Genomic DNA, 19,038 nt, shown 5'->3' on the forward strand with positions numbered 1-19,038 from the left:
TAAGCGGAAGCATGGACCCCCGGCACAAGGCCGGGGGTGAGGGTCGGAATAGGAGGCAATAAAGAGAATCGTCTGGTCGCCTGCCCTATACAGCCGGCGCCGCTTTCTCTTTCGTCATGGTCGGATTTGATCCGACCATCCAGCGAACGGCGCGGCCTGGTTTGGCCCCCGGGTCAAGCCCGGGGGTGACGAAAGAAAGCAGGAACCCTTAGGCGAGCCTCAGATATGGATCGGCCTGCCATGGACGGCCAGCGCGGCTTCCTTGACGGCCTCATTCAGGGTCGGATGGCCGTGGCAGGTCATGGCGATGTCCTCGGCGGAGGCACCGAAGGCCATGGCGGTTGCCACCTCATGGATCAGCGTGCCGGCCTCGGCGCCCAGGATATGGCAGCCCAGTACCCGGTCGGTCTTGGCGTCGGCCAGGATCTTCACCAGCCCGTCGGTCATGTTGATCGCGCGCGCACGGCCATTGGCGGTGAACGGGAACTTGCCGACCTTGTACGCGACCTTGGCTTCCTTCAGCTCCTCCTCGGTCTTGCCGATGGAGGCGACTTCCGGCCAGGTATAGACGATGCCCGGCACCAGATTGTAATCCACATGCGCGGCCTCGCCGGCCATGATCTCGACGGCGGCGATGCCGTCCTCCTCTGCCTTATGGGCCAGCATCGGGCCGGGGATCGCGTCGCCGATGGCGTAGATGCCGTTCACGCTGGTCTGGTAGTCCTCATCGACCTGGATGAAGCCGCGCTTGTCCAGCGCCACGCCCAGCGCCTCAAGGCCGAGGCCCTGCGTGTAGGGCCGGCGGCCGATGGCGACCAGCACCACATCGGCCTTCAGCTCTTCCTTCTTGCCGCCGGCAGCCGGCTCGACGGTCAGGGTGACGCCGGACTTCGCCGTCTTGGCGCCGGTCACCTTGCTGCCGAGCATGAATTTGAAGCCCTGCTTGGTCAGCACGCGCTGGAACTGCTTGCCGATATCCTGATCCATGGTGGGAACGATGCGGTCAAGGAATTCGACAACCGTCACCTCGGACCCGAGGCGGCGCCAGACCGAGCCCATCTCCAGCCCGATCACGCCGCCGCCGATGACCACCAGATGCTTCGGCACGGAGGACAGCTCCAGCGCGCCGGTCGAGGTGACGATCTGCTTCTCGTCGATCTCCACACCCGGCAGCGGGGTCGATTCCGAGCCGGTGGCGATCAGGATCTTGCCGGCCTTCAGCGTGTGCTTCTTGCCATCCTCGCCGGTCACCAGCACCTCGCCAGCCTTCGGGATGGACCCGGTGCCGACGACCTGTTCGATCTTGTTCTTCTTGAACAGAAAGGCGACGCCGTTGACGTTGGCGGCGACGACGCCATCCTTATGCGCCATCATCTGCTTCATGTTCAGCTTCGGCTTGCCGACATCGACGCCGAAGGCGGCCAGCCCGGATTCCGCCTCGTGGAATTTCTCGGACGCCGCAAGCAGGGCCTTGGACGGGATGCAGCCGATGTTCAGGCAGGTGCCGCCCAGCGTGGCGCGCTTTTCGACGCACGCGACCTTCATGCCGAGCTGCGCGGCGCGGATCGCCGCCACATAGCCGCCGGGGCCGCTGCCGATCACCACGAGGTCGAAGCTGTCAGCCATGATGGTTCCTTAAGGTTTCCGTAAGCCGATTACATGTCCAGCAGCAGGCGCTGCGGGTCTTCCACGGCATCCTTCAGGCGGACCAGGAAGGTAACCGCCTCGCGGCCGTCGATGATGCGATGGTCGTAGCTGAGCGCCACATACATCATCGGCCGGATCTCGACCTTGTCACCGATCGCCATCGGGCGCGGCTGGATCTTGTGCATGCCCAGAATGCCGGATTGCGGCGGGTTGATGATCGGCGTGGACATCAGCGAGCCATAGACACCGCCATTGGAGATGGTGAAGGTGCCGCCCGACATGTCTTCCATCGACAGCTTGCCGTCGCGCGCCTTCAAGCCCAGCGCGTTGATGCCCTTTTCCACACCGGCAAAGGACAGGTGATCGGCGTCGCGCAGCACCGGCACCACCAGACCCTGCGGCGTGCCGACGGCGACACCGATGTCGTAGTAGTTCTTGTAGATGACGTCGTCGCCATCGATCTCGGCATTCACCGCCGGCAGTTCCTTCAGCGCGGCGATGGCGGCCTTCACGAAGAACGACATGAAGCCCAGCTTCACGCCGTGCTTCTTCTCGAACTCGTCCTTGAACTGGTTGCGCAGCGCCATGACGTTGGTCATGTCGATTTCGTTGAAGGTGGTGAGGATCGCCGCGGTGTTCTGCGCCTCCTTCAGGCGCTGGGCGATGCGCTGGCGCAGGCGGGACATGCGCACCCGCTCCTCCCCCTCGCGGTCGGCGCGCGGGGCCTTCGGCGCGGACGGAGCGGCGGAACCGGCCGCCGGGGCCGCACCATAGCTCGCCTTCGCCGTGCCGGCCTCAATGGCCTTCTGCACGTCTTCCTTCACCAGACGGCCATCCTTGCCGGAGGCCTGAATCTTGCGCGGATCGAGATTATTCTCGTCGATCAGCTTCTTCACCGCCGGGGACAGCACCTTGTCATAGCTGGCGGAAGCAGAGGCAGCGGCCGGAGCGGGCGCCGCAGCCGGCTTCGGCGCCTCGGCCTTGGCGGGTTCGGCCTTGGGTTCTTCCTTCTTCGGCTCCTCGGCCTTGGCGGCCGGCTTGGCGGCGGCGCTGGCCTTCTCGTCGATGGTGCCGAGCAGCGCGCCGACCTCGACATTCGCACCTTCCTGGGCGCTGATGTCGGCCAGAACGCCGGCGGCGGGGGAATTCACCTCCAGCGTCACCTTGTCGGTCTCCAGCTCGACCAGCGGCTCATCGACCGCGATCGGATCGCCGACCTTCTTCATCCACTTGGCGACGGTCGCCTCGCTGACGGATTCGCCCAGTGCCGGGACCTTGATTTCGGTTGCCATGCCATCTCCGCTTGGTTTTGACCGGCCGCTCCCCCGAGAAGCGGCCGGTTGCCTATCTACAGCGCCATCCCGCGCCGCTATCGCTATGCGCTTTTGCCGGTCAGGGCTTCCTCGACCAGCTTCGCCTGTTCCGCATTATGCCGCTTCAGCAGGCCGGTGGCGGTCGCCGCTGCCGCCGGGCGGCCGACATAGGTCGGGCGCGTCTGCTTGGCGCCCACCTCGGTCAGCACCGCCTCGATCCTGCGGTCGACGAAGGTCCAGGCGCCCATATTCTCGGGCTCTTCCTGGCACCAGATCATCTCGGCCTTCGGGAAGCGCTTCAGCTCCGCCGCCAGCGCCTTGTGCGGGAACGGGTAGAGCTGCTCCAGGCGCAGGAAGAACACGTTCTTCAGGTCGCGCTTCGCGCGCTCCTCATACAGATCGTAATAGACCTTGCCGGAGCACATGACGACGCGCTTCACATCCTTGTCGTCGCACAGGACATCATTGTCGTACAGCACCCGGTGGAAGGTGGTGCCCTCCGCCATGTCGGCCAGCCTGGAGACCGCCAGCTTGTGCCGCAGCAGCGATTTCGGCGTCATGATGACCAGCGGCTTGCGGAACTTGCGATGCAGCTGGCGACGCAGCACATGGAAATAATTCGCCGGGGTGGTGCAGTTCACCACCTGCATATTGTCTTCCGCGCATTGCTGCAGGTAGCGCTCCAGCCGGGCGGAGGAATGCTCCGGCCCCTGGCCTTCATAGCCGTGCGGCAACAGCATCACCAGGCCCGACATGCGCAGCCATTTATTCTCGCCGGAGCTGATGAACTGGTCGATCACGACCTGCGCGCCGTTGGTGAAGTCGCCGAACTGCGCTTCCCACAACACCAGGGCGCGCGGCTCCGACAGGGTGTAGCCATATTCGAAGCCCAGCACCGACATTTCCGCCAGCGGGCTGTCGATCACCTCGAACTGCGCCTGATTCTCCGACAGGTTGGCGAGCGGGACATAGCGCTCCTCCGTGGTCTGGTCGATGACCACGGCGTGGCGGTGCGAGAAGGTGCCGCGGCCGCTATCCTGGCCGGACAGACGCACCGGATAGCCCTCGGTCAGCAGCGTTCCGAAGGCCAGCGCCTCGCCGGTCGCCCAGTCGAGATTCTCCCCCGTCTCCAGGCGCTTCTTGCGATCCTCCAGCTGGCGCACCAGCTTGCGGTTCACATCCAGCCCCTCGGGCATATCGCACAGCTTCAGGCCGATCTCGCGCAGCTTTTCCAGCGGCACGGCCGTCTCGCCGCGGCGGTCGTCGCCCGAGGCGGTCTCCATGCCGCTCCAGGCCCCTTCCAGCCAGTCGGCCTTGTTCGGCTTGTAGCTGTTGGCCACCTGGAATTCCTCTTCCAGATGGGCCATGAAGTCCTTCTCGACCTGGTCGGCTTCTTCCTGGGTCAGCAGCTTTTCCTCGACCAGGCGCTGGGCGTAGAGCTTGCGCACCGAGGGATGTTGGCCGATGGCCTGATACATGAGCGGCTGGGTGTAGGCCGGCTCGTCGCCTTCATTATGGCCGAAGCGGCGATAGCAGAAGATGTCGATGACCACATCGACGCCGAATTCCTGGCGGTATTCCGTGGCCACGCGGGTGGCATGCACCACCGCTTCGGCATCGTCGCCATTCACATGGAAGATCGGCGCCTCGACCATCTTCGCCACGTCGCTTGGATAGGGCGAGGAGCGCGAATAGGCCGGGCTGGTGGTGAAGCCGATCTGGTTGTTGATGATCAGATGGATCGTGCCGCCGGTGCGATAGCCCTTCAGCTCCGACATGCCGAAGCATTCGGCCACGATGCCCTGGCCGGCGAAGGCGGCGTCGCCATGGATCAGCAGGCCCAGTACCTTGCGGCGCTCGGTATCCTTCAGCTGCGTCTGCTTGGCGCGCACCTTGCCCAGCACCACGGCATCGACGACTTCCAGATGCGACGGGTTGGCGGTCAGCGACAGATGCACCACCTTGCCGTCGAACTCGCGGTCGGTCGAGGTGCCGAGATGATATTTCACGTCGCCCGAACCCTGCACGTCGGCCGGGTTCGCCGGGTTGCCCTGAAATTCGGAGAAGACGGCGCGGAACGGCTTGCCCATGAAATTGGTCAGCACGTTCAGCCGGCCGCGATGGGCCATGCCGATGACGATCTCCTGCACGCCGAGCTGGCCGCCGCGCTTGACGATCTGCTCCAGCGCCGGAATCGCCGCCTCACCGCCATCCAGGCCGAAGCGCTTGGTGCCGGTATATTTCACATGCAGAAAGCGCTCGAAGGATTCGGCCGCCGTCAGCCGCTCCAGGATCGCCTTCTTGCCGTTCTCGGTGAAGTCGGTCTGGTTGCGGATACCCTCGATGCGCTCCTGCAGCCAGGCCTTGCGGGCCGGGTTGGAGACATGGGTGTATTCCACGCCGATGCTGCCGCAATAGGTGTCGCGCAGGATCGACATGATCTCGCGCAGCGTCGCCTTTTCCCGGCCCAGCACATTGTTCAGGAAGATTGGGCGGTCCCAATCGGCCTCGGTGAAACCGAAATGCGCGGGATCCAGCTCGGGATGGTTGAAGCGACTGCCAGCAAGCCCCAGCGGGTCCAGGCTGGCCAGTAGATGGCCGCGCGCCCGGTAGGCCCGGATGATCATCAGCGCGCGGATCGAATCGACCGCCGCCGCCTTCGCCTGCTCCACGCTCATCGTGTCGCCGGCCTTGCCGTTCGTCTTGCCCGGCTTCGCGGCCGCCGCCTCGGGATCGGGCACGCCGATCACCTTGGTGCGGGACCGCGCCCAGCTCGGCCCGTCCAGCGCCACGCCGTTGGCCTCGCCCAGCTCGCCGAAGACGGCTTGCCAGCTCGGATCGACAGAGCCCGGATTTTCCAGATATTTCGCGTACAGCTCGGCAATGAACGGGGCGTTTGCCCCGCTCAGCGCCGATTCGAGATCGATATTGCTTGCCATTGGCTTGCGCGACGCGTCCGCCGCGCTCCCTTCACTGTCGCTATTGCTGCTAGCCCTGCATGACTCTCAGCATGGTGCTGCCGAGACCGGCCGGGGAATCGGTGATCTGGATGCCGGCCGACTTCATGGCCTCCATCTTGTCGCCAGCGCCGCCCTTGCCGCCGGCGATGATCGCCCCGGCATGGCCCATGCGCCGGCCCGGCGGGGCCGTGACGCCGGCGATGAAGCCGACGACCGGCTTCTTCACCTTGCTGTGCTTCAGGAATTCGGCCGCCTCTTCCTCGGCGGAACCGCCGATTTCGCCGATCATGATGATGCCCTCGGTCTGCGGATCGCCGAGGAACATGTCGAGGCAGTCGATAAAGTTGGTGCCGTTCACCGGATCGCCGCCGATGCCGATGCAGGTCGACTGGCCGAGGCCCGCCGCCGTGGTCTGCGCGACCGCCTCATAGGTCAGCGTGCCCGACCGGCTGACGATGCCGATCTTGCCGGCGCGATGGATGTGGCCCGGCATGATGCCGATCTTGCACTGGTCCGGGGTGATAACGCCCGGGCAGTTCGGGCCGATAAGCCGGCTGGCGGAGCCGGCCAGCGCCCGCTTCACCGCCAGCATGTCGATAACCGGAATACCCTCGGTGATGCAGACGATCAGCCGCAGCTCGGCGTCGATGGCCTCCAGGATGGCGTCGGCCGCGAAGGGTGGCGGCACATAGATGACCGAAGCGTCGGCGCCGGTCTTCTCCACGGCGTCGGCTACGGTGTCGAACACCGGCAGGTCGAGATGGCTGGAGCCGCCCTTACCGGGCGTAACGCCGCCGACCATCTTGGTGCCATAGGCAATCGCCTGTTCGGAATGGAAGGTACCCTGCGCGCCGGTAAAGCCCTGGCAGATGACCTTGGTGTTGCGATCGACCAAAACCGCCATTTACTGGGCCTCCTTCACGGCCTTGACGACCTTTTCGGCTGCATCCGCCAGATTGTCGGCGGAAATGATCGGCAGACCCGATTCCGAGAGAATCTTCTTGCCGAGTTCGACATTCGTGCCTTCCAGGCGAACCACCAGAGGCACATGCAGGCTGACCTCGCGGGCGGCGGCGACAACGCCCTCCGCGATCACGTCGCAGCGCATGATGCCGCCGAAGATATTCACCAGGATGCCTTCGACATTGGGGTCGGACAGGATGATCTTGAAGGCCGTGGTGACGCGCTCTTTCGTCGCGCCGCCGCCGACATCCAGGAAATTCGCCGGCTCCCCGCCATACAGCTTGATAATGTCCATCGTCGCCATGGCGAGGCCGGCACCGTTCACCATGCAGCCGATGGCCCCGTCGAGCTTCACATAGTTGAGGCCGTGCTTGGTGGCCTCCAGCTCCATCGGGTTTTCCTCGTCCTCGTCGCGCAGCTCCTCAATGTCGGGATGGCGATAGAGGGCGTTGTCGTCGAAATTCACCTTGGCGTCGAGCGCGATGACCTGCCCGTCGCCGGTCACGACCAGCGGGTTGATTTCCACGATCGAGCAGTCGAGCTGGGTGAAGGCCTTGTACATCGCCAGCATGAACTTCACCGCCGCATTGACCTGCTTGCCTTCCAGGCCGAGGCCGAAGGCGATCTTGCGGGCGTGGAAGGCCTGCATGCCCGTCGCCGGGTCGATGGCGACCTTCAGGATTTTCTCCGGATGCGCCTCGGCCACTTCCTCGATCTCCATGCCGCCCTCGGTCGAGGCCATCACGGTGAGGCGGCTGGTGGCCCGGTCGATCAGCATACCGAGATAGAGCTCGCGCTTGATGTCGCAGCCTTCCTCGATATAGACGCGCTTCACTTCCTTGCCGGCCGGGCCGGTCTGCTTGGTGATCAGCACCTTGCCCAGCATCGCCTTGGCGTTCTCGGCCACATCCTCGACCGACTTCACGACGCGCACGCCGCCCTTGCCGTTCGGATCGTCCTTGAAGCGCCCCGCGCCGCGGCCGCCGGCATGGATCTGGGATTTCACGACATAGACCGGCCCGCCCAGATCCTTCGCGATCTTGCTCGCCTCTTCCGCCGTGTAGGCCACGCCGCCCTTCGGCACCGCCACCCCGTATTTCGCCATCAGCTGCTTGGCTTGGTATTCATGGATATTCATGCGATCCGCCTTCCCGGCTTGTCGATACGCCGCAGACCCCCGTGATCGGGCCCGGTTGACTGAGGTGAATGGCCGTCGGCAGAAGCCCCTCCCGGACGGCCATCATCGCGCAGGTACTCTAGCACCCGGATATGTAGGTTCAACCGGCTGTCGCGTCCATGTTCTTCACGATCTCGACCAGCGCCTTCACGGCGCCGACCGAATTCTCGAACATCTTCTGCTCATCGGCATTCAGCTCGATCTCGACGATCCGCTCCACGCCCTTGGCGCCGATCACCACCGGCACGCCGACATACAGCCCGTCCAGCCCGTAGGCGCCCTTCACATAGGCGGCGCAGGGCAGCACGCGCTTCTTATCCTTCAGGTAGCTCTCGGCCATCTGGATCGCCGAGGAGGCCGGGGCGTAGAAGGCCGAGCCGGTCTTCAGCAGGCCCACGATCTCGGCGCCGCCATCGCGGGTGCGCTGGACGATCTGGTCGATCTTCTCCTGGGTGGACCAGCCCATCTTGATCAGGTCCGGCACCGGGATGCCGGCGACGGCGGAGTAGCGCACAAGCGGCACCATCGTGTCGCCATGACCGCCCAGCACGAAGGCGTTCACATCCTCGACCGAGACCTTGAATTCCTCGGCCAGGAAATAGCGGAAGCGCGCCGAGTCCAGCACGCCGGCCATGCCGACGACCTTCTCGTAAGGCAGGCCGGCGGCGTCGCGCAGCACGCCGACCATGACGTCCAGCGGGTTGGTGATGCAGATCACGAAGGCATCCGGGCAGTTCGCCTTGATGCCGGCGCCGACCGCGCGCATGACCTTGGTGTTGATGCCGACCAGATCGTCGCGGCTCATGCCCGGCTTGCGCGGCACGCCGGCGGTGACGATCACCACGTCCGCGCCCTTCAGGTCGGCATAGTCGTTGGTGCCCTTCAGGACGGCGTCGAAGCCTTCGACCGGGGAGGCCTGGGCGATGTCCAGCGCCTTGCCCTGCGGCATGCCTTCGGCGATGTCGAACAGCGTGATGTCGCCAAGGTCCTTCAGACCGGCCAGGAGGGCGAGGGTGCCGCCGATATTGCCGGCGCCGACGAGTGCGATCTTGTTGCGTGCCATGATCTCTTCCGCTGGTTGTGCGTGCCTGGAAACGTCTCTAGGAAACAGCCCTGTCGCAGGATTCTGCGCGCGTGCGTCGCGCCAGATCGGGGCTGGACGGGGGAGGCTGAATAGGCCGCCGCCCCTGCAACTGCGTCAACCTGCCGCGCCGCAATGAAAAGTGTCGGGTTACTAGCGCGATTCCTTCGCAGGGGCAAGGGAAAGCGGCATTTCAAACTAGCCGTGCTATTGCGCCGCCGAGGCGGCGTCGGCCGGATTTGGCTCTTCCGCCACGGCGCCGCGCCCGAGATGACGCGCGGCGATATAGTCGGCCGACTGCATCTCCATCAGCCGGCTGACCGTGCGCTGGAATTCGAAGGCGCCCTCGCCTTCCCGGTACAGCGCCTCGGGCGGCGCCTCGGCCGAGCAGACCAGGTTGGTCTTGCGCTCATACAGCGCATCGACCAGGTGGATGAAGCGACGCGCCTCGTTGCGGTTCTCCTTGCCCAGGCGCGGGATGCCCTCGACGATTACCGTATGATAGCGGTCGGCGATGGCGAGGTAATCGCCCGCCCCCAGCGGCTTCTGGCAAAGGTCGGCGAAGCTGAACCAGGCCACGCCCCGCGCCGCTTTCGGCACCGGAACGTTTCGCCCCAGCACGGTGACGGATTGGGGCTCGCCCGGATCGTCATCGGTCAGCTGTGCGAAGGTCTCGGCCAGCGCGGCCGCCGCCGCGCCATCCAGCGGCGCGTGGTAGACCGGCCGGCCGCGCAGCCGGTCGAGGCGGTAATCGGTGCCGCCGCTGACCGACAGCACGTCCAGCTTCTGCTTGATCAGGTCGATGAAGGGCAGGAAGCGGTCGCGCTGCAACCCGTTCTTGTACAGATCGTCCGGCGGTTTGTTTGAGGTCGCCACGACCACCACGCCCAGCGCGAACAGCGCCTCGAACAGCCGGCCCAGGATCATCGCGTCGGCGATGTCGTTCACGTCGAACTCGTCGAAGCAGAGCAGCCAGGCGTCAGCGGCGATCTCCCGGGCGGTCGGCGGGATCGGGTCGCCGCCCTCCTGCTTCGCCTTCTGGCGCAGCCGGTGCAGGCGGCCATGCACCTCGGCCATGAATTCGTGGAAATGCACCCGGCGCTTCTTCTCCACCGGCGCGGTGGCGAAGAACAGATCCATCGCCATGGATTTGCCGCGCCCGACCGGGCCGTAGAAATAGATGCCCTGCGGCGGCGGATCGATATCCTTGTGCCGCTTGCCGAAGCCGAATCGCGCGAACCAGCCCTCCGGTTCCGTCGAAGGCCGGTAATGCACCAGCGCATGATGCAGGCTCTGCAGCTTCTCCACCGCCAGCGCCTGATGCTGGTCTGGCCGCAGCGCGCCCGTGGCCAGCTTTTCCCGGTAGATATGCAGCGGTCCGTCGGACATCGCTCGCTTCTTCAGAGTGTCGAATGCGCAGGGTTTAACGGAAAGCGGCGAGGGATACCATAGGCACGCCCTACAGCCGCCCGCCCGTGATCTGGATGCTGGTGCCGGTCACGTAGGACGCAGCGGGCGACAGCAGCCAGAGGATCGCCTCCGCCACCTCCTCGGCGGTGCCGACGCGGCCCATGGGGACGCCGGGAAGCAGGCGGTTCATGCGGTTCATGTCGCCGGTGGAATCGTGGATGTCGGTGGCGATCAGGCCGGGCGAGACGGCGTTCACCCGGATGCCGTCGCCGCCGACCTCCTTGGCCAGGCCGATGGTCAGCGTCTCAATGGCCCCCTTGGTCGCGGCGTAGGGGATCAGCTCCCCGGTGCCGCCCAGGCGCGCGGCGGCAGAGGACAGGTTCACGATGCCGCCGCCCTGCCCGCCATGGCGGGTGGACATTCGCTTCACCGCCTCGCGCGCGACCAGCAGCGCGCCGGTGACGTTCAGATCGACCACGGCGCGGATGGTCTCCAGCGTGGTGTCCTCCAGCCGGCTGCCGGTGCCGGTGATGCCGGCATTGTTCACCACGCCGCCGATCGGCCCCAGCGCCTTCTGCGCCTCGGCGAACAGGCGGATCACATCCGCCTCCACCGCCATGTCGCCCTGGATCAGCGCCGCCTTGCGACCGGCGGCGGCGATATCGGCGGCGACCGCGCCGGCCGCCGCCGCGTTGCCCTTGTAGTTCACCACGACGTCCCAGCCGCGCTGGGCCGCCATGCGGCAGGTGGCGGCGCCGATTCCCCGGCTGCCGCCCGTCACCACCAGAACGCCCATTAGCCCCTCCCCTTTATTCTGCTTGTCGTTACGGCTTGGTCTTTTCGTTTTTCGATACGTCCTGGGGGGCCACCGCGCCCAGCACCACGGTGGCGGTCACCACCATGCGCCGGCTGACCGAGAAGCCCTCGCCCCCGCCGGCATCCATCGCCGGGGCGGCGGCACTCGCCATTTCGCTTTTCATCATCATCTGCGGGCGCGGCATGGGCTGGTTGCCGGTCTGGAAATCGATCATGCGCAGCCGATAGCCTCGCTCCGGGAAGCTTTTGTTCAGCCGGTCCAGCTCCGCCTTCGCCTGTTCGTAGATTTCCGCGCGCAGGGTGGATTCGACCGCCTTGGTCTCCGCCAGGGTCGGCGTGAAATCGATGCCGGCGACGCGAATGCTCAGGCCCGGCTTGCTGGCCTGCTTGGCCTTGTCATGCACCCCGCCCAGCTTCGCCTCCGGCACCCGCGCCTCGGCCATCACCTGCCAGCGCTCCAGCCCGGCCGGATCGAGCTGCCGGTTGAAGCGGGTGGTGCGCCACTCGACGCCGTCGACCAGCCCGGTCAGCGCGCCGTTCACCTGGTCGCGCGCATCGCCCACCTCACCGCCCTGCAGCGCCATGTCGATGGCGACGGTGAGCTTCGCGGTCTTGGTCTCGACCCAATCCTCTACCTCCAGGCGCAGCATCACCTCATCGTCGGCGGGACCGGTGCGCTCAATCGTCTGGGCCGAGGCCAGCACCGGCGTCGCGGCCAGGAAAACGGCTGTCAGGCCGGAAAGCAGCAAGCGTCGCATGGGGATACTCCCGTTTATTGTTCCTGTTCTGCCTCTTACGCCCCGGCGATGGCAAGAGTGAGACGCCATTACGGCAGCGCCGTCACAGGCAATAAATCGTCCGGCCGGCAAATCGCCTCCAGCGTCGGGATCAGCGCCAACTCCGCGCTGCCCGCGGCCTCTGTTGCGGCCAAGGCGGCGACCATGCCGCTGGCCGCCAGCGCCAGGGCCCGGCCAGGATCGTTGGCCCCATTCAACCGGTGGCCCAGGAACAGCGCGCTGAACAGATCGCCAGTGCCGTAGATCGGCCGGTCGACCAGCGGCGCGCGCACGCCCAGCGCGGCCTCGCGGGTCACCGCCAGCGTGGCGACCTCCGGCCCCAGACGCAGGCCGGTGACGATGACCAGCTTCGGCCCTCTTGCCAGCAGGTCGCGGGCGGCGGCCACCGCCTCCGCCTCGTCGCCGACGGACCGGCCGGCCAGCAGCGACAGCTCGAAGGCGTTCGGCGTCACGATATCGGCCAGCGGCAGCAGGCTCTTTTCCATCGCCTCCGGCACGCCGTCGCGCACATAGACCCGCCCGGCATCGCCCATCACCGGGTCAAGCAGATAGAGCGCGTGGCGATTCGCCTGCTTCACCGCCTGCACGGCGGCGACCACGGCGGCGGCGGTCGCCGCCTCGCCCAGATAGCCGGACAGCACGGCATGGCATTCCTCGAACGCTCCCAGCCCGGCCAGGCCGCGCAGCAGCTCCGCGATTTCGGACGCCGGGCGCACGGCGCCGGTGAAGGCGCCATGGCCGGGATGGTTGGAAAAGCACACCGTATCGACGCGCCAGACCGCATGGCCCAGCCGGTTCAACGCCGGTTGGGCGGCGGAATTGCCGACATGGCCATAGGCGACGGCGGATTGGATGGACAGCACATTCATGGGCGGGCGGCATCGGTTGCGGAAGGGGCGAGGCGAGCTTGCCACGCCGGAGGCGATCATGAATAGTCTCCGGCGCTTAACGAGAAGAAGGAGTTAGCCGCATGGCCGCCACCATCCGCCCGCGCCGCAGCGTGCTCTACATGCCCGGCTCCAACGCCCGCGCGCTGGACAAGGCGCGCGGCCTGCCCGCCGACGGGCTGGTGTTCGATCTGGAGGACGCCGTGGCCCCGGACGCCAAGGCCGAGGCCCGCGGGCTGATCCGCGCGGCGATCGCGCAGGGCGGCTATGGCAAGCGCGAGCTGATCGTGCGGGTGAACGGGCTGGGCACGCCCTGGGGCTACCCGGACCTCGCCGAGATGGCCACCGCCGGCGCGCACGCCATCCTGCTGCCGAAGGTGGAGAGCGCCGATACCGTGCGCCAGGCCGAGGCCATCCTGGCCGCCAGCGGCGCGCCGGCCGACCTGGCCATATGGTGCATGATGGAAACCCCGCTGGCGATGCTGGACGCAAAGGACATTGCCCGCGCCACGCCGCGCCTGGGCGGCTTCGTCATGGGCACCTCGGACCTGGCCAAGGATCTGGGCGCGCTGCACACGCCCGACCGGCTGCCCTTCGTCACCAGCCTGGGGCTATGCCTGCTGGCGGCGCGCGCCTATGGGCTGGCCATCCTCGACGGCGTTTATCTCGATTTGACCGACGAGGAGGGCTTCGCGGCCGCCTGCCGGCAGGGCCGCGAGATGGGCTTCGACGGCAAGACGCTGATCCACCCCAAAACCATCGCGGCCGCCAACCAGGTCTTCGCCCCCAGCGCGGACGAAATCGCCTGGTCGCGCAAGATCATCGCCGCCCATGCCGAAGCCGAACGCCAGGGCAAGGGGGTGCTGCTGGTCGATGGCAAGCTGATCGAGAACCTGCACGTCGTCAGCGCCCAGCGCCTGGTCGCCCAGGCCGACGCCATCGCCGCCCTGGAGGCGGAGGCGGGATGACGACCGAAGAGCTTAGCGGCACGCCCCGATGGAGCCTGCCGCGCATTCGTGCTTTCCGTCGATCCAGGTCGCCCCGCTGAGATCGGCGCGGTAGAAATCGGCGTCGCGGATTTCGGCGCCGGTGAAGTCGGCATTGACCAAGATGGCGTTGTGGAAGCGCGCGCGGGCCAGATTCGCCTCGCGCAGCGACGCGCCGGTCAAATCGGCACGGGAGAAATCGGCATAGGTGAAACGGGACCGATCCAGTGTCGCGCCCGTCATCTTGGTTTCCAGGAATAAGGCCCGCAAGCCTTCGACCTCGGCGAGATTGGCGCCGGACAGATCGCTGCGGTTGATGCTGGCCTGGCGCAGGGTCGCTCCCGTCAGATCGACATTCGCGAGTTCCTGCCGGTTGACGTTGCAGCTTCGCCAATCGACGCCGGGCGCCGGCGGATCACCACAGCCCGCCAGGGCGGACTCGGGGACCGGCAACGCAAAACCGGCGGCGAGGGTTATGAGAAGCAAGCATCGCTTTATAGGCATCATGGCCCAGCGAATGTAGCGCCTGATCCCCGACATGCAATGCGCAGGGGAACAAAACCGTCATTTCCTGGCGGTCACGGCGCCTGCATCCACCAGATGTAGTTGTGCGAGGCCGGCGCTTTTGATAAAAAGAAGAGGCGTCGAGGATGCAGGCAGTAATGCCCGGCCCGGGAAGGCAAATCCTCGACGCCTCTCTTTGTCGGAGTCCGGGCAGACCGGAGACCCCGCAGCCTCACAAGCAGCATCGACGCGCGGCCCGAAGGCCGAGGCCCAACGGCCCCACCCCTTATCCGCGATCCCGGCGACAGTCTTGGCACGGACCCGCCGGACGGATAGTGGCTCGCCACCCTCCCCGGTCCCCGCATCCGCCGATGCCGCTCCGGCAGCGCCCGAAGGCAATTCCGAAACGACCCGACTTCCAGCCGGGACGAGAAAGGCCGAAAAGACGGCGGCTTCCGAGGAAGCCCGCCCCGCTGCATCCGCGTCGCCAGCCCGGAACAGGTCCGACCGGCGAGCGGCGCGGCGGTGTCTTTCGCCGAGCGCTTATGCGCTGAATAAGATGCTGTGGGATTTTTCTTTCGCCAACAACAGAAAAAATGCATGATCTCGCATGTTTTTACTGGCATTTTTATAATTCTATTTCATTCACTTACCGTTCACCGTTTCATCCCCAGCCGCCCGCGCCGATATCTCATCCCAAACCACCGGAATGATTGGGAAAATTACGCGCCTGGCCGAGTTATCCCAACCTGTGGATAAAGCCCCGCCAATTCATCCCCGGAACGGCCCTTGCATCGCCTGGACCGGCCCGCACAGCGCCGATCGGCCCGGTCGCATGGCTTGGTTGCGACGCGGCATGGCGCGTTGACTTGATGCCGGGCGCGGTCTAAATCAGACGCGACGCTTACACGGCGATTTCATTCCATCGCATCACAGCGAAGGGGGCACCATGCAGACCGGCGGTAAGGCGGCACGTCCGCTGTCACCCCACTTGCAGATTTATCGGCCGCAGATCACCTCGATCCTGTCGATCCTGCATCGTATCACGGGCATTGCGCTGTCGGTCGGCACGCTGATGTTGACCTGGTGGCTGCTGGCCGCCGCGGCCGGCCCGGATTATTTCGCGACCGCGCACGGCTTCATCACCTCCTGGTTCGGCTGGCTGCTGCTGTTCGGCTGGTCGGTGGCGCTGTTCTACCATCTGGCGAACGGCATCCGGCATCTCGCCTGGGATGCCGGCTGGGGGTTCGAGATTCCGCAGGTCTACACCACCGGCTACGCCGTGCTGGCGGCGACCGCGATCCTGACGGCGATCGCCTGGATCGCCGGCCTGACGATGGGGGGCTGAGGCATGAGCATGCAATCCAATCTCGGCCGCGTGCGCGGCATGGGTTCCGCCAAGGAAGGCGTGAGCCATTGGTGGATGCAGCGGCTGACCGCCATCGCCCTGGTGCCGCTGCTGCTGTGGTTCGTCATCTCGATCATCGCCCATGCCGGCGCGGGCCATGCGGCGGTCGTCGCCTGGATGGGCCAGCCGGTCCCGGCGATCCTGGCCGTGTTGCTTGTCGCCGCCGGCTATTATCACGCTCAACTCGGCATGCAGGTGGTCATCGAGGATTACGTGCATAACGAGGGCGTGAAATTCGCGATCCTCATCGGCTTGAAGTTGCTCACCGTGTTGCTAGGTGTCGCTTCCGTGTTCGCCATCCTGAAGCTGGCTTTCGGAGCTTAACCCATGCAGTCCTACAAGATTGTCGACCATGCCTATGACGTCGTCGTGGTAGGCGCCGGCGGGGCCGGCCTCCGCGCCACCATGGGCGCCACCATGGCGGGCCTCAAGACCGCCTGCGTGACCAAGGTGTTCCCCACCCGCAGCCACACCGTGGCGGCGCAGGGCGGCATAGGCGCCGCGCTGAACAATATGAATGACGGCGATAACTGGCAGTTCCACATGTACGACACCGTCAAGGGGTCGGACTGGCTGGGCGACCAGGACGCGATCGAATATATGTGCCGCAACGCGATCCCGGCGATCATCGAGCTGGAGCATTTCGGCATGCCCTTCAGCCGCACCGAGGAGGGCAAGATCTATCAGCGCCCGTTCGGCGGCCACACCACCAACTACGGCGAGGGCATGGCCAAGCGCGCCTGCGCGGCGGCCGACCGCACAGGCCACGCGCTGCTGCACACGCTGTACCAGCAGTGCCTGAAGCACCGCGCCGAATTCTTCATCGAATATTTCGCGCTCGATCTGATTATCGACGAGGAAGGCGAGTGCCGCGGCGTCATGGCGCTGTGCCTGGAGGATGGCACGATCCATCGCTTCCGCGCGCATCAGGTGGTGCTGGCGACCGGCGGCTATGGCCGGGCCTATTTCTCCTGCACCTCGGCGCATACCTGCACCGGCGATGGCGGGGCGATGGTGCTGCGCGCAGGCCTGCCCCTGCAGGATATGGAGTTCGTGCAGTTCCACCCGACCGGCATCTACGGCGCCGGCTGCCTGATCACCGAGGGCGCGCGTGGCGAGGGTGGATACCTCACCAATTCCGAGGGCGAGCGCTTCATGGAGCGCTATGCCCCGAACGCCAAGGACCTGGCCAGCCGCGACGTGGTGAGCCGGGCCATGACCATCGAGATCAACGAGGGGCGCGGCGTGGGTCCGAACAAGGACCATATCCACCTGCATCTGGAGCATCTGGACCCGGCGGTGCTGAATATGCGCCTGCCCGGCATCTCCGAGACCGCCAAGGTGTTCGCCGGCGTCGAGGTGACGAAGGAGCCGATCCCCGTTGTGCCGACCGTGCACTACAATATGGGCGGCATCCCGACCAATTATCACGGCGAAGTCTTCCGCCCGACCAAGGACGATCCGGACGCGGTCATCCCCGGCCTGATGGCCGCCGGCGAAGCGGCCTGCGTGTCGGTGCACGGCGCCAATCGCCTGGGCACCAACTCGCTGCTCGACCTGGTGGTGTTCGGTCGCGCCTGCGCCAATCGCTGCGGCGAGACGCTGAAAGCCAACACCCCGCACAAACCGCTGCCCGACAGCGCCGGCGAGAAGGCCATCGCCCGCCTGGATGCGGTGCGCCACAACAAGGGTGACACCAAGACCGGCGAGCTGCGGCTGAAGATGCAGCACGTCATGCAGCGTCACGCCGCCGTCTTCCGCGACCAGAACATCCTGGAGACCGGCGTGAAGAATATTCACGAGGTCGCCAAGGGGCTGGTCGATCTGACGGTGAACGACAAATCGCTGATCTGGAACACCGATCTGGTCGAGACGCTGGAGCTGCACAACCTCATGGGCCAGGCCGTCGTCACGCTGGAATCCGGCGAGGCGCGCAAGGAAAGCCGCGGCGCGCACGCCCGCGACGATTTCACCGAGCGCGACGATGTGAACTGGATGAAGCACACCGTCTCCTGGTGCGATGTGGATAACGACTTCAAGGTGGAGCTGGGCTATCGCCCGGTGCATCTGAACACCATGTCGAACGAGATCAAGACGATCCCGCCAAAGGCCCGCGTCTACTAAGCCCGGACCAGCCATCTCTCCGATTGAGAGCCAAGCCCAGGACGAGGAACCACATGGCTCAGTTCACGCTGCCCGCCAATTCGAAGATCACCGAAGGCAAGACCTACAAGGCGCCGGAAGGTGCGAAGCGGATCAAGAAGTTCAAGATCTACCGCTACGATCCCGATAGCGGCCAGACCCCGCGTCTCGATACCTACGAGATCGATCTCGACGATTGCGCGCCGATGATTCTGGACGCGCTGATCAAGATCAAGAACGAGGTCGACACCACGCTGACCTTCCGGCGGTCCTGCCGCGAGGGCATCTGCGGCTCCTGCTCGATGAATGTCGACGGCACCAACACGCTGGCCTGCCTGAAGCCGATCGAGGAGATCGAGGGCGACGTGAAGATCTATCCGTTGCCGCATATGCCGGTGATCAAGGATCTGGTGCCCGACCTGTCGACGCCCTACGCCCAGCTTGCCTCCATCGAGCCCTGGCTGCAGGCCGACTCGCCGCCGCCGCCGGACAAAGAGCGCAAGCAGAGCCCGGAGGAGCGCGAGAAGCTCGACGGGCTGTGGGAATGCGTGCTGTGCTTCTGCTGCACTACCTCCTGCCCGAGTTACTGGTGGAACGGCGACCGCTATCTCGGCCCGGCCGTGCTGCTGCAGGCCTATCGCTGGATCGCCGATAGCCGCGACGAGAAGACCGGCGAACGCCTGGACGCGCTGGAGGACCCGTTCCGCCTCTATCGCTGCCACACCATCATGAACTGCACCAAGACCTGCCCGAAGCATCTGAACCCGGCGAAAGCCATCGCCGAGATCAAGAAGATGATGGTCATGCGCCGCTGACGCGGTCACGCAGAACTGAAAAGCAAGGGCCGTCCCGCTGGGGCGGCCCTTTTTCTTTGGCAGCGAGTGATGGTTCTTTCGGCCGCCCTACCCTTCGAGACGCCTGCTCATGCAGGCTCCTCAGGGCGAGGG

At 65.7% G+C, this 19,038-nt stretch carries 15 protein-coding genes and 1 pseudogene; 5 read left to right on the forward strand and 11 right to left on the reverse strand.

Going from position 1 to position 19,038, the window contains the following annotated elements:
• Nucleotides 1–219: 219 nt before the first annotated feature.
• The 10 genes and pseudogenes from lpdA to pdxY form a co-directional block, all read right to left on the reverse strand.
• Nucleotides 220–1,626: a dihydrolipoyl dehydrogenase gene (lpdA, locus tag AUP43_RS09835; RefSeq protein ID WP_067555939.1), complete on the reverse strand. Its 1,407-nt coding sequence runs from the start codon at nucleotides 1,624–1,626 to the stop codon at nucleotides 220–222.
• 29 nt (nucleotides 1,627–1,655) lie between these two features.
• Nucleotides 1,656–2,939, reverse strand: a complete 1,284-nt coding sequence (gene odhB / locus AUP43_RS09840; RefSeq protein ID WP_067555941.1) for a 2-oxoglutarate dehydrogenase complex dihydrolipoyllysine-residue succinyltransferase — start codon at nucleotides 2,937–2,939, stop codon at nucleotides 1,656–1,658.
• Nucleotides 2,940–3,022: 83 nt separating this feature from the next.
• Complete coding sequence (locus tag AUP43_RS09845) at nucleotides 3,023–5,899, reverse strand: 2-oxoglutarate dehydrogenase E1 component (RefSeq protein WP_067555944.1); 2,877 nt, start codon at nucleotides 5,897–5,899, stop codon at nucleotides 3,023–3,025.
• 49 nt (nucleotides 5,900–5,948) lie between these two features.
• Nucleotides 5,949–6,824, reverse strand: a complete 876-nt coding sequence (gene sucD / locus AUP43_RS09850; RefSeq protein WP_067555947.1) for a succinate--CoA ligase subunit alpha — start codon at nucleotides 6,822–6,824, stop codon at nucleotides 5,949–5,951.
• Nucleotides 6,825–8,027, reverse strand: a pseudogene (gene sucC / locus AUP43_RS09855) (ADP-forming succinate--CoA ligase subunit beta); the annotation flags it as partial.
• A 133-nt stretch (nucleotides 8,028–8,160) separates the two neighbouring features.
• Nucleotides 8,161–9,123, reverse strand: coding sequence for a malate dehydrogenase (gene mdh, locus AUP43_RS09860; protein WP_067555953.1), 963 nt, complete (start codon nucleotides 9,121–9,123; stop codon nucleotides 8,161–8,163).
• A 225-nt stretch (nucleotides 9,124–9,348) separates the two neighbouring features.
• Complete coding sequence (gene zapE / locus AUP43_RS09865) at nucleotides 9,349–10,530, reverse strand: cell division protein ZapE (protein WP_067555957.1); 1,182 nt, start codon at nucleotides 10,528–10,530, stop codon at nucleotides 9,349–9,351.
• A gap of 70 nt (nucleotides 10,531–10,600) precedes the next feature.
• Entirely contained in the window at nucleotides 10,601–11,347 is a 747-nt protein-coding gene (locus AUP43_RS09870; RefSeq protein WP_067555960.1) for an SDR family oxidoreductase, read from the reverse strand.
• Nucleotides 11,348–11,375: 28 nt separating this feature from the next.
• The gene (locus AUP43_RS09875) at nucleotides 11,376–12,125 is read right to left on the reverse strand and encodes an SIMPL domain-containing protein (protein WP_067555964.1); all 750 of its coding nucleotides are present in this window, start codon (nucleotides 12,123–12,125) and stop codon (nucleotides 11,376–11,378) included.
• Nucleotides 12,126–12,193: 68 nt separating this feature from the next.
• On the reverse strand, nucleotides 12,194–13,033 hold the full coding sequence (gene pdxY / locus AUP43_RS09880) for a pyridoxal kinase PdxY (RefSeq protein WP_084462698.1): 840 nt from the start codon (nucleotides 13,031–13,033) through the stop codon (nucleotides 12,194–12,196).
• A gap of 101 nt (nucleotides 13,034–13,134) precedes the next feature.
• Between pdxY and AUP43_RS09885 the strand changes: the two genes are divergently transcribed.
• A complete protein-coding gene (locus AUP43_RS09885; protein WP_067555970.1) occupies nucleotides 13,135–14,019 on the forward strand; it encodes an HpcH/HpaI aldolase/citrate lyase family protein in 885 nt (294 codons plus the stop codon).
• A gap of 12 nt (nucleotides 14,020–14,031) precedes the next feature.
• Here the strand turns inward: AUP43_RS09885 and AUP43_RS09890 are convergent, their stop codons facing one another.
• Nucleotides 14,032–14,490: a pentapeptide repeat-containing protein gene (locus tag AUP43_RS09890; RefSeq protein ID WP_232315021.1), complete on the reverse strand. Its 459-nt coding sequence runs from the start codon at nucleotides 14,488–14,490 to the stop codon at nucleotides 14,032–14,034.
• Between the two features lie 1,000 nt (nucleotides 14,491–15,490).
• On the opposite strand from AUP43_RS09890, the gene sdhC reads away from it, so the two are divergent.
• Genes sdhC through AUP43_RS09910 form a run of 4 tightly spaced genes read left to right on the forward strand, consistent with a single transcriptional unit; the run spans nucleotide 15,491 to nucleotide 18,906 of the window.
• On the forward strand, nucleotides 15,491–15,889 hold the full coding sequence (sdhC, locus tag AUP43_RS09895) for a succinate dehydrogenase, cytochrome b556 subunit (protein ID WP_067555973.1): 399 nt from the start codon (nucleotides 15,491–15,493) through the stop codon (nucleotides 15,887–15,889).
• A 3-nt stretch (nucleotides 15,890–15,892) separates the two neighbouring features.
• Nucleotides 15,893–16,273 carry a succinate dehydrogenase, hydrophobic membrane anchor protein gene (gene sdhD, locus AUP43_RS09900; RefSeq protein WP_067555976.1) on the forward strand — a complete coding sequence of 127 codons (381 nt, stop codon included), beginning with the start codon at nucleotides 15,893–15,895 and terminating at the stop codon, nucleotides 16,271–16,273.
• 3 nt (nucleotides 16,274–16,276) lie between these two features.
• Complete coding sequence (sdhA, locus tag AUP43_RS09905; RefSeq protein WP_067555979.1) at nucleotides 16,277–18,073, forward strand: succinate dehydrogenase flavoprotein subunit; 1,797 nt, start codon at nucleotides 16,277–16,279, stop codon at nucleotides 18,071–18,073.
• A gap of 53 nt (nucleotides 18,074–18,126) precedes the next feature.
• Nucleotides 18,127–18,906 carry a succinate dehydrogenase iron-sulfur subunit gene (locus tag AUP43_RS09910; RefSeq protein WP_067555982.1) on the forward strand — a complete coding sequence of 260 codons (780 nt, stop codon included), beginning with the start codon at nucleotides 18,127–18,129 and terminating at the stop codon, nucleotides 18,904–18,906.
• Nucleotides 18,907–19,038 lie beyond the last annotated feature (132 nt).

Origin of the sequence: Oceanibaculum pacificum (assembly GCF_001618175.1) — a bacterium.
Classification (GTDB): domain Bacteria; phylum Pseudomonadota; class Alphaproteobacteria; order Oceanibaculales; family Oceanibaculaceae; genus Oceanibaculum; species Oceanibaculum pacificum.